We start from the raw sequence: 15,324 nt of genomic DNA, 5'->3' as shown, positions 1-15,324 counted from the left end.
GAAGACCGTCACGTTCGACTCTCTTTGGATGACGCGAGATACGCCCCCCGAAGCGCCGAAACTAGGGCAAAGCGCCGCTATCAACAATCGGGTAATGTAAACGTTACTGTTATTTCATCCGGGCGGAGGACGGCACCGAAGGAACCCGTCCGGTGCCTGTCACGCCCTCAACGCTGCCGAAATCCGCTTCAACTCGACGAGGATAACGCCGCCGCAGAGGAAGAGCACGGCTGCCGCAATCAAGGTTGGCGCGGAGAAGCTGCCGGTGCGGTCCGCCAGCCAACCGGCGACCAGAGGACCGATAATCTGACCGATGCCGAAGGCGGCGGTCATCAGCGCCAGCGCCTTGCGCGGACTGTCCGGCGCAAGTTGCCGGCCGATCTGCAGGCCGTAAGCCGTGATCATCATGAAGGTAGCCCCAAGCATCAGCCCGCCGGCAAGCGGCGCATAGGGCAAGGGCAGGCTGACCGTCAGAACCAGGCCGACCGCCTCGACCAGAAGGCCGATTGCGTAGACGCCGGCAAGGCCGAAGCGCGGCGCGGCAAAGCGCCAGAGATAGACGGACAGGGCGGCGGCAAGACCTGTCAGCAACCAGGCGAGAAACTCGATGCCGTGGCCGCCGGTCGGGTCACGCGCCATGGCGACGAGGAAGGTGGCCGTGATCACGTAACCGAAACCGAAGAGTGCGTAGGTGAACGTCACCACCGTCAGCGGTCGCGTCCAGCGAAGCGGCTTCTCGCGCACCGTGCCCGCACCGGTCGACGGAACGCCTGGCAGAAGTGCGGCGACGACAATGGTCCCGATCAATCCAACCAGAGCCCCGGTGAACCAGTCGCCCATGGAGGTCGTCAGGCCGGCATGGCCCGCAAGCGGGTTTGCCCAGACGCAGAGCGACGAAAATGCGATGCCGAGGCCGACGCCGCCGAAATGGACGGCCGGCACATGCTCCGATCGTGCAAGCAGGCCATGGCCAAGCACGATGCCGGAGATGAAGATCATCGCAAAGGCGCTGGCAAGGCCGGCCAGGAACCGGATGAGCGCCAGCGCGGCGACAGAGGACGAGAGCCCCATGGCCGCAAGCAGCACCGTCGTGGCGACGAGCGCCATAAGGCCGATACGCCGTTCATGTCCGTGCGCCCAGCCATAGGCTGCAAGGATCGCGCCTGCGAGATATCCGACGAAATTTGCCGAGGCGATGAGGCCGGCATCGCCGGGCGACAAGCCCAGATCGGCCATCATCGCCGGCAGGATCGGCGTGTACGAGAATCGGCCGAACCCCATGGCGACGGCCATGGCAATGGCGCCGGCGGTTGCCGTGGCGGAGATATTGGCCTGAAGCGGTCTGTCGAGCGTGGTCATGTCAGTTTATTGCACCGCAACACGACGCGCCACAAACGACAATAATTGAAGGACCTATTGACGAAATCGAACGATCGCCGATTTCAATGGGTTAGAGGAGCGATGACGGCCGCGGCCCGCAATCGCATCCCTGATCTAGCCGGGCAGCGTCACGACCAACGGCCCGCCGCGCGTGACGACGACGGTGTGCTCGTATTGCACCGTTGGCGCCCTTGGATCGCTGTAGAGCGTCCAATCGTCGTTGCCGCCTTCGGCCCATTGCGCGCCCATCGACAGGAAGGGTTCGACGGTGAAGACCATGCCGTCCGTCATCCGGCGCCGTTCGCGTGGATCAGGCCAGGTGGCGATCTCGGTCGGCTCCTCGTGCAGCGAACGGCCGATGCCGTGGCTGGCGAGATTGGTGACGAGCGAATAGCGGTTCTTGCGGGCGAAGTCGCCGATCGCGTTGCCGATGGCCGCCAGTGGCTGGTCGGGACGCACCTGCTTGAGGCCCACCCACATCGCCCGCTTGCCGTCGCGGCAAAGCCGGTCGATCGCGGCCGTGACCGGCGGCACCGGGAAGGAGGCGCCGGTATCGGCGAAGATGCCGTCCTTCTCGGCCGAGACGTCGATGTTGACGAGGTCGCCCGCCTGGATCACCCGGCTGCCGGGAATGCCGTGGGCGATTTCCTCGTTGACGCTGATGCAGGTGGCGCCGGGAAACTTGTAGCAGAGCTCGGGCGCCGAGCGCGCGCCGGCCTCTTCCAGCACCTTGCGGCCGATCGCGTCCAGTTCCGCCGTGGTGATGCCGGGCTCCAGCGCCTCGCCCATCGCCTGCAAGGCATTGGCGCAGATGCGGCCGATTTCCTTCAGCCGCAGCAGATCTTCTTCGTTGTTGAGGGTCATCCGTGTCTCGCTTTCGCGCTCACATGTAGCGTGTCGCTATACGTTATGCCAGCGCCGAACGGGACGGTCGGCAATCGAACACTGAACCCGGCGTTTGAGGTCAGACGGCGGCCCGTGCCGCCGCCTTCTCTTCCGCCAGCGCCGTGCGCACCAGCGGCGCCACCCTGGTGCCGTAGAGCTCGATGCCGCGCATGATCTGGTCATGCGGCATCGGCCCGATCGCCATCTGCAGCAGGAAACGATCGTTGCGGAACAGCTTCCAGTTCTCGACGATCTTTTCCGCCACCGTCTCCGGGTCGCCAAGGAAGAGGTTCCCGTTCGGGCTGCGTGCCTGGTCGAAATGCGCCCGGTTCGTCGGCCCCCAGCCGCGCTCGCGGCCGATGCGGTTCATCACCTCTGCCTGCGGTCCGTAGAACTGGTCTGCGGCGAGGTCCGTCGTGTCGGCAATGAAGCCGTGCACGTTGATGCTGGTTTTCAGCTTGGTCGCATCCTGGCCGGCCCGGCGCGCGGCCTCGCGGTAGAGATCGAAGAGCGGCGCAAAACGGCGCGGCTCGCCGCCGATGATGGCGAGCGCCACCGGCAAGCCGAGTGCTCCTGCCCGCGCCACCGATTGCGGCGTGCCGCCAACGGCGATCCAGAGCGGCAGCACCTCCTGCAGCGGCCGCGGATAGACGCCGCGATCATGGATCGCCGGCCGCATCTCGCCCGACCAGGTGACCTTCTCGCTGTCGCGCAGCGCCATCAGCAGATCGAGCTTCTCGGCAAAGAGCTGGTCGTAATCGTCGAGAGACTGACCGAAGAGCGGGAAGGATTCGATGAAGGAGCCGCGACCGGCCATGATCTCGGCGCGGCCATTGGAGATCAGATCCAGCGTCGAAAACTGCTGGAAGACGCGCACCGGATCGTCCGAGCTCAGCACCGTCACGGCGCTGGTCAGCCGGATGTTTTTCGTCTTTGCGGCGGCAGCGGCCAGAATGACCGAGGGTACCGAGGCCGCATAGTCAGGGCGGTGATGCTCGCCAAGACCGAAAACGTCGAGGCCGACCTGATCGGCAAGCTCGATCTCTTCGAGAAGGTTCTTGAGGCGCCGCTGCCCCTCTTTGCCCTTGTCTGCCGCATTCGGATCGACATCCGCAAACGTATAAAGCCCGAGTTCCATGATGCCCGTCCTATTTCTGTTGTGACAACAGATAGTTGCCGCGCGCGTGGGCAGCAAATGCTCATCCGGGAAACGCTGTGTTTCCCGGATGAGCATGAATGGAGCCTGTGTCGGATGATTGGCAGGAACCGGATGATGCGGGCGAAAACCGCCCAGTCCTGGTTCTCAGCTCAGCGTGCGCTTGACGGCGTTGCGCCAGCCCCTGAGCTTGGCCTTTCGCGTCTTCTCGTCCATGGCCGGCTCGAAGCGATGGTCACGCGCCCAGGACTGGGCGAACGCCTCCTGCTTCGGCCAGACGCCAGCACGGCTGCCGGCAAGCCAGGCGACGCCGAGCGCGGTGGTCTCGAGAATGACGGGCCGGTCGACCGGCGCGTCGAGCAGATCGGACAGCCGCTGCATCGTCCAGTCGGAGGCGACCATGCCGCCATCGACGCGCAGCACCGTTTCCTTGCCGTTGTTGCGCCAGTCCTTGTGCATCGCCTCGAGCAGGTCGCGCGTCTGGTAGCAGACGGCTTCGAGCGCGGCGCGGGCAAACTCGGCGGGGCCGGTGTTGCGGGTCATGCCGAAGATCGCGCCGCGCGCATCCGGATCCCAGTGCGGCGCGCCAAGCCCTGTGAAGGCCGGCACCAGGTAGACTTCCTGCGTCGGATCGGCGCTCTCGGCGAGCGTCCCGGTATCGGGTGCCGCCTTGATCACCTTCAGGCCGTCGCGCAGCCATTGCACGGCAGCACCGGCAACGAAGATCGAACCTTCCAGCGCATAGGTCGTTTCGCCGTCGAGCCTATAGGCAATGGTGGTGAGCAGCCGGTTCTTCGACCGCACCATGTCCTTGCCGGTGTTGAGCAGCGCGAAGCAGCCGGTGCCATAGGTGGATTTCAGCATGCCCGGCTTGAAGCAGGCCTGGCCGATCGTCGCCGCCTGCTGGTCGCCGGCAACGCCAAGGATCGGGATGGCGGCGCCGAAGATTGCCGGGTCAGTGACGCCGAAATCGGCGGCGCAGTCCTTGACCTCCGGCAGCATGGCGCGCGGCACTTTCAGGATCTTCAGCAGTTCGTCGTCCCAGGCATTCTCCGAGATGTTGTAGAGGAGCGTGCGCGAGGCGTTGGTGGCATCGGTCACGAAGGACTTGCCGCCGGTCAGCCGCCAGATGAGAAAGGTGTCGATCGTGCCGAAGCAGAGCTCACCCTTGGAAGCGCGCGCCTGGGCCCTGTCGACGTTGGTGAGCAGCCAGTTGAGCTTGGTGCCGGAGAAATAGGGATCGAGCAGCAGGCCGGTCTTCCTGGTGAAGGTCTTTTCCAGCCCCTGCTTCTTCAGCCTGTCGCAATAGGACGCAGTGCGGCGGTCCTGCCAGACGATGGCATTGTGGATCGGATTGCCGGTTTCGCGATCCCATACGACGACCGTCTCGCGCTGATTGGTGATGCCGATGCCGTCAAGGTCGCCGGCGGTGATGCCCGCCTTGGCGATCGCTTCCTGGACCGTCGAAAGGACCGTCTGCCAGATTTCCTCGGGATCGTGCTCGACCCAGCCGGATTTGGGGAAGTGCTGCTTGAATTCCTTCTGGCTGGCGCCAGCGATCTGCTGCTGACCGTCGAAGACGATCGCCCGGCTTGAGGTCGTACCCTGATCGATCGCGAGAATATATCCGCCCATATGCCCCTCCCCGGCCACACGCATGTTTATTCACCCGTCCTCAAGGGCGGGATCTCATTTCGAAAACTTCAATACGATGGCAAAACGAATGTCAAACGAAAACAAAACGCAACCGATCGGCTTCGCTGGCCCCCGCGGCAACTCTGCGGCCCGGAGCTCAAAAACACAATTGTCAGTGCGCCCGTTTTACGCGTAGGCTGGCGCTGTTGCGCCGCAACAAAGCAGCCCGCAGCGCCACGAAGGGAGAGAGCAACAATGACGAAAACAGCGGTCATCACCGGTTCGACGAGCGGAATCGGGCTTGCGATCGCCAAGGCTTTCGCCAAGGGCGGCGCCAACATCGTGCTGAACGGCTTCGGCAGCCCGGATGAGATCAGACAAGCGACGGACGACGTCAGCGCGCTGACGAGCGGAACGGTGCTTTATCACGGCGCCGACATGACGAAACCCGCCGAGATCGCTGATCTGATCGCGACCGCAACCGAGCACTTCGGCAGCGTCGATATCCTCGTCAACAATGCCGGCATCCAATATGTCGAGAAGGTCGAGGATTTCCCGATCGAGCAATGGGATCGTATTATCGCGATCAACCTTTCCTCCTCCTTCCACACGATCCGCGCCGCCATTCCCGGCATGAAGGCGAAAGGCTGGGGCCGCATCATCAACATCGCTTCCGCCCATGGCCTCGTCGCTTCGCCATTCAAGGCGGCCTATGTCGCCGCCAAGCACGGCGTCCTCGGCCTGACCAAGACCGTCGCTCTCGAAGTCGCCGAAAACGGTATCACCGCAAATTCGATCTGCCCGGGCTACGTGCTGACGCCGCTCGTCGAAAAGCAGATCCCCGATCAGGCACGCACCCGCGGCATCACCGAACAGCAGGTCATCAACGACGTGATGCTGAAGGGCCAGCCGACCAAGAAGTTCATCACCGTCGAACAGGTGGCAGCGCTTGCCGTCTATCTCGCCGGCGACGATGCCGCCCAGATCACCGGCACGCATGTGTCGATGGACGGCGGCTGGACGGCACAGTAGCCACACGCACGGACACAGCCAAAAATTTCCACGGCCCTTTGCTTTTCTGCATAACCACCTAAGATCAAAGTGATTTCAGGCAATATGCAGCAGCAGGGAATGAGTGGCATGCCCCAGCCAAACGGAAGCATCAGCTTCATCCTCAACGATCGCGAGGTCGCGCTTTCCGACATCGCACCGGCCGCGACCCTGCTCGATTACCTGAGGTTGGAGCGTCGGTTGACCGGCACCAAGGAAGGTTGTGCGGAGGGCGACTGCGGCGCTTGCACCGTGCTCGTCGGAAGGCTTGCCGGCGACAGGCTCGTCTATGAAGCCGTCAACGCGTGCATCCGTTTCCTCGGCTCGCTGCAGGCAACCCATGTCGTCACCGTCGAGCATCTTGCCGGCCAGGACGGGACGCTGCATCCGGTGCAGCAGGCGATGGTCGATTTCCACGGATCGCAATGCGGCTTCTGCACGCCCGGCTTCGTCATGTCGCTCTATGGCCTGTGGCTCGCAAACGACGATCCCAGCCGCGCTGATATCGAAAAGGCGCTGCAGGGCAACCTCTGTCGTTGCACCGGCTATGAGCCGATCGTGCGCGCCGCGGAAGCGGCGGCAAAGGCGCGCCCCTCCGAAATCTTCGACCCGATCACGCGAGAACGCGAAACGATCACCGCCCGGCTGAAGGCACTGGCGCCGACCGAGACGATCACCATTCGCCAGGGCGACACCTGTCTGATCGTGCCTGCGGACGGCGACGGCCTGGCGACAGCGCTTGCCGACAATCCGGGGGCGACCGTGGTTGGCGGTTCCACCGATGTCGGCCTCTGGGTGACCAAGCAGATGCGGCCGATCAACCCGGCCATCTTCATCAACGGCATTGCCGAGTTGCAGCGCATCGAGGAGACGGAGCCGGGTCTGACGATCGGTGCCGGCGTTAGCTACACGATGGCCTATGCCGCGCTTGGCAAAGCCTTTCCCGGCCTCGGCCCGCTGATCGACCGGATCGGCGGCGAGCAGGTGCGCAACATGGGCACGATCGGCGGCAACATCGCCAACGGCTCGCCGATCGGCGACAGCCCGCCGCCCTTGATCGTGCTCGACGCCACCGTGACGCTGCGCTCGACGGAGGGTCGCCGGACGCTGCCGCTCGAAGAATTCTTCATCGCCTATGGCAAACAGGACCGTAAGCCGGGCGAATTCGTCGAAAGCATCTTCGTGCCAAGTCTTCCGGCCGGCGATCTCTTTGCCGCCTACAAGATCTCAAAACGCCGCGACGAGGACATTTCCGCCCTGCTCGGCGCCTTCCGCCTGTCGGTAGACGGCGGAGTGGTCCGCTCCGCCCGCATCGCCTTCGGCGGCATGGCCGGCACGCCGAAGCGCGCCACGAATGTGGAAACGGCGCTGATCGGCAAGCCCTGGACCGAGGAGACGGTTCGCGCAGCACAAGTCGCCTTCGAGACCGACTACCAGCCGCTCACCGACTGGCGGGCGACAAGCGACTACCGCATGCTGGCGGCGAAAAACCTCTTGATGCGTTTCTTCCTGGAAAGCGGTGGCGAGCCCGCGCAACTGGTGCGCTACGCCGCGGGAGACAGATGATCATGGACAAGTCCACCTTCGAGGAACGCAAGGCAATCCGGGGCGAGATGCACGCGGCGCAGCGCCACGACAGCGCCCACAAACATGTCGCCGGCACCGCCGACTATATCGACGACATGCCGGAACCCGTGGGCACGTTGCATGGCGCACTCGGCATGACCGACCGGGCGCATGCGGAGATCACCGCGATGGACCTCTCGGCCGTCGCCGCCGTACCCGGGGTCGTCTGTGTGCTCACCGCCAGGGACATGCCGCATTCCAACGACATCAGCCCGAGCCACCTGCATGACGAGCCAGTGCTTGCCGATGGTCTCGTGCAGTTTCATGGGCAACCCGCCTTTGCGGTGATCGCCGAGACCCGCGACATCGCCCGCCGGGCCGCACGGCTGGCGAATATCACCTATCGCGACCTGCCGCATTTCACCGACATTCTCGACTCGGTCGCCCATGGCGGCGAGCTGGTGACCCAGCCGCTGACCCTGCAGCGCGGCGACGCCGAGGCGGAGCTGGAAAAGGCCCCACGCCGGCTCAAAGGGCAAATGCGCATCGGCGGCCAGGAGCACTTCTACCTCGAAGGCCATATCGCGCTCGCCATACCCGGCGAGGACGACGAGGTCACCGTCTGGTCCTCGACCCAGCATCCGAGCGAGATCCAGCACATGGTCTCGCATGTGCTCGGCGTGCCCTCAAATGCGGTGACGGTGAACGTCCGCCGCATGGGCGGCGGCTTTGGCGGCAAGGAAACGCAGGGCAACCAGTTCGCCGCCCTTGCCGCGGTTGCGGCAAAGAAGCTCAATCGCGCCGTCAAGTTCCGCCCCGACCGGGACGAGGATATGACGGCAACCGGCAAGCGCCATGACTTCCTCGTCGACTACGACGTCGGCTACGACGACGACGGCCGCATCCATGCGGTTCATGCCAACTATGCGGCGCGCTGTGGCTTTTCGTCGGACCTCTCCGGCCCCGTCACCGACCGGGCACTCTTCCATGCCGACAGCTCCTATTTCTACCCGCATGTGAAGCTCACCTCGCAGCCGCTGAAGACCAACACGGTCTCCAACACCGCCTATCGCGGCTTCGGCGGGCCTCAAGGGATGGTCGGCGGCGAACGCATCATCGAGGAAATCGCCTACCAGCTCGGCAAGGATCCGCTGGAGATCCGCAAGCTGAACTTCTATGGCGAGAACGGCTCGGGCCGGGACCTCACGCCCTACCACCAGAGGGTCGAAGACAACATCATTGCCCGCATCGTCGCCGAGCTTGAGGAGAGCGCCGACTATCAGGCGCGTCGCCAGGCGATCCTCGACTTCAACAAGACGAGCCGCATCATCCGCAAGGGCATCGCGCTGACGCCGGTGAAATTCGGCATCTCCTTCACCATGACCGCCTTCAACCAGGCGGGTGCTCTGGTGCACATCTATCAGGACGGCTCGATCCACCTGAACCATGGCGGCACCGAGATGGGCCAGGGCCTCTATATCAAGGTTGCGCAGGTGATTGCCGACAGTTTCCAGGTCGACCTCGACCGGGTGCGCATCACCGCGACAACCACCGGCAAGGTGCCGAACACCTCTGCAACCGCCGCCTCCTCGGGCTCGGACTTGAACGGCATGGCGGCTCATGACGCCGCGCGCCAGATCAAGGAGCGGCTGGTCGCCTTCGCCTGCGAGCGCTGGCAGACGACGCCTGATCATGTCAGCTTCGTGCCCAACCATGTGAAGATCGGTGAAGAGCTGGTGCCTTTCCCCGAATTCATCAAGCAGGCCTATATGGGCCGCATCCAGCTGTCGGCGGCCGGCTATTACAAGACGCCGAAGATCCACTGGGACCGTGCCAGCGGCCGCGGCACACCCTTCTACTATTTCGCCTATGGCGCTTCGGTTTCGGAAATGTCTGTCGATACGCTGACCGGCGAATACATGGTCGACCGTGTCGACGTGCTGCACGATGTCGGCCGTTCGTTGAACCCGGCGATCGACATCGGCCAGATCGAGGGCGGCTTCGTGCAAGGGATGGGCTGGCTAACGACGGAGGAACTGTGGTGGGACGACAAGGGCCGGCTTCGCACCCACGCCCCCTCCACCTACAAGATCCCGCTCGCTTCCGACCGGCCGAAGATCTTCAATGTGAAGCTCGCCGAATGGTCGAGCAATACCGAGAAGACCATCGGCCGCTCCAAGGCGGTAGGAGAGCCGCCCTTCATGCTGCCGATCTCGGTTCTGGAGGCGCTTTCCATGGCAGTCGCCAGTGTCGCGGATTATCGCGAGTGCCCGCGGCTCGATGCCCCGGCAACACCGGAGCGTGTGCTGATGGCCGTCGAGCGTCTGCGAGATCGCTGACGGCCATCAAGATTTGCCTCAAATCCGCGGCAACTCATTGATGCTGAGCAGGCGACGGGCGTTGGCCATCGCCTCCTCGTCGTCGCTATGCGGGCTATGGACATCCATGAAACCCATATCTCCCTTCATGTGGTCGGAGAGAGCGTTGACATCCAGCATCGGCTTGGGGGCAACGAGGCCGCCGAACAGGGCAGCCGTGAGCCGTATGACCGGCTCGATTGAAAGAAATGGTTTTCTTTCAGTACGTTCGAATGTGTCGCAACTCATTTCAGCACCTGTTCGTCTTGGGAAGTTGACTTGGAGGATGCCGTGGAGGAGGATCGAAATCCAATCGAACATCCGTCTGCATGCATCAAGAGAACTTATCCATGAAGATGTCGAAGCAGTTTCCGCTGAATGCGCTGCGGGTCTTCGAAGCGGTCGCCAGGCTCGGCAGTTTCACCAAGGCCGGCGAAGAACTGGGCATGACCCAGACCGCCGTCAGCTACCAGATCAAGTTGATCGAGGAGAATGTCGGCGAACCGCTTTTCCTGCGGCGCCCGCGTCAGATCTCGCTGACCGACGTCGGCCAGCGGCTGGCACCGCGTGTGACCGAAGCCTTCGAGATGCTGCAGGAAGCCGTCTCCAATGCCCGCGGCGATATCGACAGCGCGCTCCTCATCAGTTCGACCCCGACCTTCGCCTCGCAATGGCTTGCCCGCAACATCGGCAGCTTCCAGCTTGCCCATCCCAACATCGCCGTGCGGCTGACGACGAGCGACTCGCTCACCGATTTTAGCCGCGAGCCCGCGGACCTCGCGATCCGCTCCGGCGGGGGCGTCTGGCCCGGCCTCGACACCCATCCGCTCATGCGCGTCGAGTTCAGCCCGATGCTGAGCCCGGCGCTCGCCGAGACCATCGGCGGCGTACACGAACCACGCGACCTCTTGAAGCTTCGCATCATCGATGCCGGCGATCCCTGGTGGCCGATGTGGTTCAAGGCCGCCGGGGTCGACGATCCCGATCTCGAGGGACGGCCGCACAGCCGGCTTGGCGCACAGACCTTCGAGGCACGCGCAGCCGTCGCCGGCCAGGGCGTCGCCATCCTGACGCCGGAATTCTATCCGGATGATGTCGCGCTCGGCCGGCTCTACCAGCCCTTTGATCTGCGCTGCAGCGACGGCTGCGACTACTGGCTTGCCTATCCGCACGCGCGCCGCAACACGCCCAAGATCCGGATTTTCCGCGACTGGATCCTCGGCGAGCTTTGTCCGCCGAGCTTCCTGCACGCAAATAGCGCTTGACGAGAGCCCTGCCCCCTTTTCCCCTCCGTCGTTTTTGCGCAAGGTGCAGCGATAGAGACAAAAGGGGATCTGAATGTACGAGTTCGCCATTGCCTGGGAATGGCTGGCCTTTGCCGTCCGCTGGCTGCACGTGATCACGGCCATCGCCTGGATCGGCTCATCCTTCTATTTCATCGCGCTCGACCTCGGCCTCACGAAGCGCGACCACCTGCCGGTCGGCGCCTATGGCGAGGAGTGGCAGGTGCATGGCGGCGGCTTCTACCACATCCAGAAATACCTGGTGGCGCCGGCCTCGATGCCTGAGCATCTCACCTGGTTCAAATGGGAATCCTACATGACGTGGCTCTCGGGCTTCGCCATGCTCTGTCTCGTCTATTACGGCGGCGCCGATCTTTTCCTGATCGACCGCCATGTGCTCGATATCTCCGCAACCACAGCGATCCTGATCTCGCTTGCCTCGCTCGGCATCGGCTGGATCTTCTACGATCTGCTCTGCAAGTCGCCGATCGGCGGCAACACCTGGGGGCTGATGGCGCTGCTCTATGTGGCGCTCGTCGTCATGGCCTGGGGCTACACGCAGGTCTTCACCGGCCGCGCCGCCTTCCTGCATCTTGGCGCGTTTACCGCGACGATCATGTCGGCCAACGTCTTCTTTATCATCATCCCCAACCAGAAGATCGTCGTCGCCGATCTCATCGCCGGGCGCACGCCGGATCCGAAGCTCGGCGCCCAGGCGAAACAGCGCTCGCTGCACAACAACTACCTGACGCTGCCGGTCATCTTCTTCATGCTGTCGAACCACTATCCGCTGGCCTTCGCGACGGCTTTCAACTGGATCATCGCCGCACTCGTCTTCCTGATGGGCGTCACCATCCGCCACTGGTTCAACACCACCCATGCCCGCAAGGGCAAGCCAACCTGGACCTGGCTCGTCACGGCGCTTCTCTTCATCCTGATCATGTGGCTTTCGACCGTGCCGAAGGTGCTGACCGGCGGCGAGAAGGCCGAGGTCGCACCGGTCTTTTCGCGCTTCGCCGCGAACGCGCACTTCCCCGCCGTCAAGGACACGGTCTCGACCCGTTGTTCCATGTGCCATGCGGCCGAGCCGGTTTATGAGGGCATCACCCAGGCGCCGAAGGGCGTTGTGCTGGAAAGCGACGCGGAGATTGCCGCACATGCCCGCGAAATCTATATCCAGGCCGGGCGCAGCCATGCGATGCCGCCCGGAAATGTAACGGACATGACGACGGACGAGCGCCAGCTGCTGACAGCCTGGTTCGAAAGTGCCGTCGAGGAAGGCAAGACACAATGACCACCACCCTCATCCGCGGCCGACTGCTGAGCTTCCACCGCGCGCCAACGTCGATCGACGACAGCGCCGCCTATGGCTATGAGAGCGACGGCGCACTTCTGGTCGAGGGTGGCCAGATCCTTGCGAGTGGCGCTTACGCCGTGGTGAAGACAAGCGCGCCTGAAGATGTCGCAGAAGTCGATCATCGCCCGCACCTGATCGTGCCCGGCTTCATCGACACGCACCTGCATTTCCCGCAGATGCAGGTGATGGCCTCCTATGCCGCCAACCTGCTCGAATGGCTGAACACCTACACCTTCCCGGAGGAGTGCCGTTTCGTCGAAACCGCCCATGCCGAGCGCATTGCGACGCTCTTCTTCGACGAGATGGTGCGCCATGGCACGACGACCGCGACGGCCTATTGCTCGGTGCACAAGGCGTCCGCCGACGCTTTCTTCGCCGAGGCGCTGCGCCGTGACATGCGCATGGTCGCCGGCAAGGTGATGATGGATCGCAACGCACCGCAAGGGCTGCTCGACACGCCGCAGGTGGGCTACAACGAAACTCGGGCGGTGATCCGCGACTGGCACGGCAAGGGCCGCAACCACGTGGCGATCACCCCGCGCTTCGCCATCACCTCGACGCCCGAGCAGATGGACGTCGCCAAATCGTTGGTGCACGAGTTCCCCGATCTGCACGTACAGACGCATCTTTCGGAAAACCGCGACGAGATCGCCTTCACCTGCGAGCTCTATCCGGAAGCCAAGGACTATACCGACGTCTACGCCCGCTACGGCCTGCTCGGGCCGAAAAGCCTGTTCGGCCACTGCATCCATCTTTCGGAGCGCGAGGCGGATGCGATGAGCGAGACCGGCTCCGTCGCCGTCTTCTGCCCGACCTCCAACCTCTTCCTCGGCTCCGGCCTCTTTCCGCTGCGGGCGCTTACCCGCAGGGACAAGCCGGTCCGCACGTCGGTCGCCTCCGACATCGGCGGCGGCACCAGCTATTCCATGCTGAAGACGCTCGACGAGGCCTACAAGATCCTGCAGTTGCAGGGCGAGCGGCTGAACCCCTTCGACAGCTTCTTCATGATGACGCGCGGCAATGCCGAGGCGCTCTCGCTCGTCGACAGGATCGGCACGCTCGAAGCCGGAACCGATGCCGACTTCATCGTGCTCGACATGGCGGCGACGCCGGCAATGGCGCTTCGGGCCGAAGTGGTCAATTCGCTCGCCGACGAACTCTTCCTGCTGCAGACCATGGGCGACGACCGCGCGATCGTCGAAACCTATGTCGCCGGCAAGCCGGCGAAATCGGCACTCGCCGCCGCGTGACCGCGCAAATCCAGAGAGGTCAAGAAAATTGACCTCTCTGCGTTCTGGCTATTAACAAGCCTCCGGCAAACATGGTAATGGCTCGTTCAATCTCCGTTGGACGAAGGCCGTTTTCATGACGCAAATCCTCGAAATTAGCGATCTCAAGGCGCTCGCCAAACGTCGCGTGCCGAAGCTCTTCTTCGACTACGCCGACAGCGGCGCCTGGACCGAAGGCACCTATCGCGCCAATGAGGAGGATTTCGCCAAGGTCAAATTGCGCCAGCGGGTGCTGGTCGACATGACCGACCGGTCGCTCGAAACGACGATGATCGGTCAAAAGGTTTCGATGCCGGTGGCGCTTGCCCCAACCGGCCTCACCGGCATGCAACACGCCGATGGCGAGATGCTGGCGGCCCAGGCCGCCGAAGCCTTTGGTGTCCCCTTCACGCTCTCGACCATGAGCATCTGCTCGATCGAGGACGTCGCCTCGGTCACCACCAAGCCCTTCTGGTTCCAGCTTTACGTCATGCGCGAGCGCGAATTCGTGCTGAACCTTATCGACCGCGCCAAGGCGGCGAAGTGCTCGGCGCTGGTGCTGACGCTCGACCTGCAGATCCTCGGCCAGCGTCACAAGGACCTGCGCAACGGCCTCTCCGCGCCGCCGAAGATGACGCCGAAGCATCTCTGGCAGATGGCGACGCGCCCCGGCTGGTGCATGAAGATGCTCGGCACCAAGCGCCGCACCTTCCGCAACATCGTCGGCCACGCAAAGAGCGTTACCGATCTTTCTTCGCTCGGCGCCTGGACGGCGGAACAGTTCGACCCGCAGCTTTCGTGGAAGGACGTCGAGTGGATCAAGGAGCGTTGGGGCGGACCGCTGATCCTCAAGGGCATTCTCGATCCCGAAGACGCCAAGATGGCGGCGGCGACCGGTGCCGATGCGATTATCGTCTCCAACCATGGCGGCCGCCAGCTCGACGGCGCCCACTCCTCCATCAGCATGCTGCCGCGCATCGTCGATGCGGTTGGCCACCAGATCGAAGTGCATCTCGACGGCGGCATCCGCTCCGGCCAGGATGTGCTGAAGGCCGTCGCCATGGGCGCCAAGGGCACCTATATCGGCCGCCCCTTCCTCTATGGCCTCGGCGCCATGGGCAAGGACGGGGTGACCAAGGCGTTGGAAATCATCCGCAAGGAGATGGACATCACCATGGCGCTCTGCGGCAAACGCAACATCAACGACGTCGACCGCAGCATCCTGGCGGAATAGGCCACGGCATCAGCCACTCCCGCCCTCATTCCTGTGCTTGTCACAGGAATCTAGCCAGCCCAAGTCCTTGGGCTGAAAGGTCTTTTGACCCGACAGACTTCGGGTCGCTGGATCCCCGCCACAAGGGCGAGGATGAGGGAGCTTGGAGTGGCC

The 15,324-nt window shown here is 63.6% G+C and carries 12 protein-coding genes; 7 read left to right on the top strand and 5 right to left on the bottom strand.

What is annotated here, in order from left to right; translation table 11 throughout:
• Positions 1-159 precede the first annotated feature (159 nt).
• The 4 genes from ASE60_RS22010 to glpK form a co-directional block, all read right to left on the bottom strand.
• Positions 160-1,359, bottom strand: a complete 1,200-nt coding sequence (locus ASE60_RS22010) for an MFS transporter (RefSeq protein ID WP_192494799.1) — start codon at positions 1,357-1,359, stop codon at positions 160-162.
• Between the two features lie 135 nt (positions 1,360-1,494).
• Positions 1,495-2,244 carry a type I methionyl aminopeptidase gene (gene map / locus ASE60_RS22005; protein ID WP_057252997.1) on the bottom strand — a complete coding sequence of 250 codons (750 nt, stop codon included), beginning with the start codon at positions 2,242-2,244 and terminating at the stop codon, positions 1,495-1,497.
• A 100-nt stretch (positions 2,245-2,344) separates the two neighbouring features.
• The gene (locus ASE60_RS22000; RefSeq protein ID WP_057252995.1) at positions 2,345-3,403 is read right to left on the bottom strand and encodes an LLM class flavin-dependent oxidoreductase; all 1,059 of its coding nucleotides are present in this window, start codon (positions 3,401-3,403) and stop codon (positions 2,345-2,347) included.
• A 165-nt stretch (positions 3,404-3,568) separates the two neighbouring features.
• Complete coding sequence (gene glpK / locus ASE60_RS21995; RefSeq protein ID WP_057252993.1) at positions 3,569-5,056, bottom strand: glycerol kinase GlpK; 1,488 nt, start codon at positions 5,054-5,056, stop codon at positions 3,569-3,571.
• A 255-nt stretch (positions 5,057-5,311) separates the two neighbouring features.
• On the opposite strand from glpK, the gene ASE60_RS21990 reads away from it, so the two are divergent.
• From ASE60_RS21990 to xdhB, 3 genes are all read left to right on the top strand, one after another.
• Positions 5,312-6,088, top strand: a complete 777-nt coding sequence (locus ASE60_RS21990; protein ID WP_057252991.1) for a 3-hydroxybutyrate dehydrogenase — start codon at positions 5,312-5,314, stop codon at positions 6,086-6,088.
• Between the two features lie 108 nt (positions 6,089-6,196).
• The gene (xdhA, locus tag ASE60_RS21985; protein WP_057254312.1) at positions 6,197-7,672 is read left to right on the top strand and encodes a xanthine dehydrogenase small subunit; all 1,476 of its coding nucleotides are present in this window, start codon (positions 6,197-6,199) and stop codon (positions 7,670-7,672) included.
• A gap of 2 nt (positions 7,673-7,674) precedes the next feature.
• A complete protein-coding gene (gene xdhB / locus ASE60_RS21980; protein WP_057254310.1) occupies positions 7,675-10,011 on the top strand; it encodes a xanthine dehydrogenase molybdopterin binding subunit in 2,337 nt (778 codons plus the stop codon).
• Positions 10,012-10,029: 18 nt separating this feature from the next.
• On the opposite strand, the gene ASE60_RS21975 is transcribed toward xdhB, so the two are convergent.
• Entirely contained in the window at positions 10,030-10,350 is a 321-nt protein-coding gene (locus tag ASE60_RS21975; protein ID WP_057252989.1) for a hypothetical protein, read from the bottom strand.
• 29 nt (positions 10,351-10,379) lie between these two features.
• Here ASE60_RS21975 and ASE60_RS21970 point away from each other — a divergent pair, with 29 nt between their 5' ends.
• The 4 genes from ASE60_RS21970 (at position 10,380) to ASE60_RS21955 (ending at position 15,171) form a co-directional block, all read left to right on the top strand.
• On the top strand, positions 10,380-11,294 hold the full coding sequence (locus ASE60_RS21970; RefSeq protein ID WP_057252987.1) for a LysR substrate-binding domain-containing protein: 915 nt from the start codon (positions 10,380-10,382) through the stop codon (positions 11,292-11,294).
• Between the two features lie 73 nt (positions 11,295-11,367).
• Complete coding sequence (gene puuD, locus ASE60_RS21965; protein ID WP_057252985.1) at positions 11,368-12,606, top strand: urate hydroxylase PuuD; 1,239 nt, start codon at positions 11,368-11,370, stop codon at positions 12,604-12,606.
• Positions 12,603-13,919 (top strand): guanine deaminase, encoded by a 1,317-nt coding sequence (gene guaD, locus ASE60_RS21960; RefSeq protein WP_057252984.1) that lies wholly within the window; start codon positions 12,603-12,605, stop codon positions 13,917-13,919. Before puuD ends, guaD begins: the two co-directional genes overlap by 4 nt.
• 115 nt (positions 13,920-14,034) lie before the next feature.
• Complete coding sequence (locus tag ASE60_RS21955) at positions 14,035-15,171, top strand: alpha-hydroxy acid oxidase (protein ID WP_057252982.1); 1,137 nt, start codon at positions 14,035-14,037, stop codon at positions 15,169-15,171.
• Positions 15,172-15,324: the final 153 nt, after the last annotated feature.

The organism is Ensifer sp. Root278 (assembly GCF_001429285.1).
Taxonomy (GTDB): Bacteria; Pseudomonadota; Alphaproteobacteria; order Rhizobiales; family Rhizobiaceae; genus Ensifer.
Note: the sequence above shows the minus strand (reverse complement) of the source record. Positions and strands in the feature narration are given on the sequence as shown.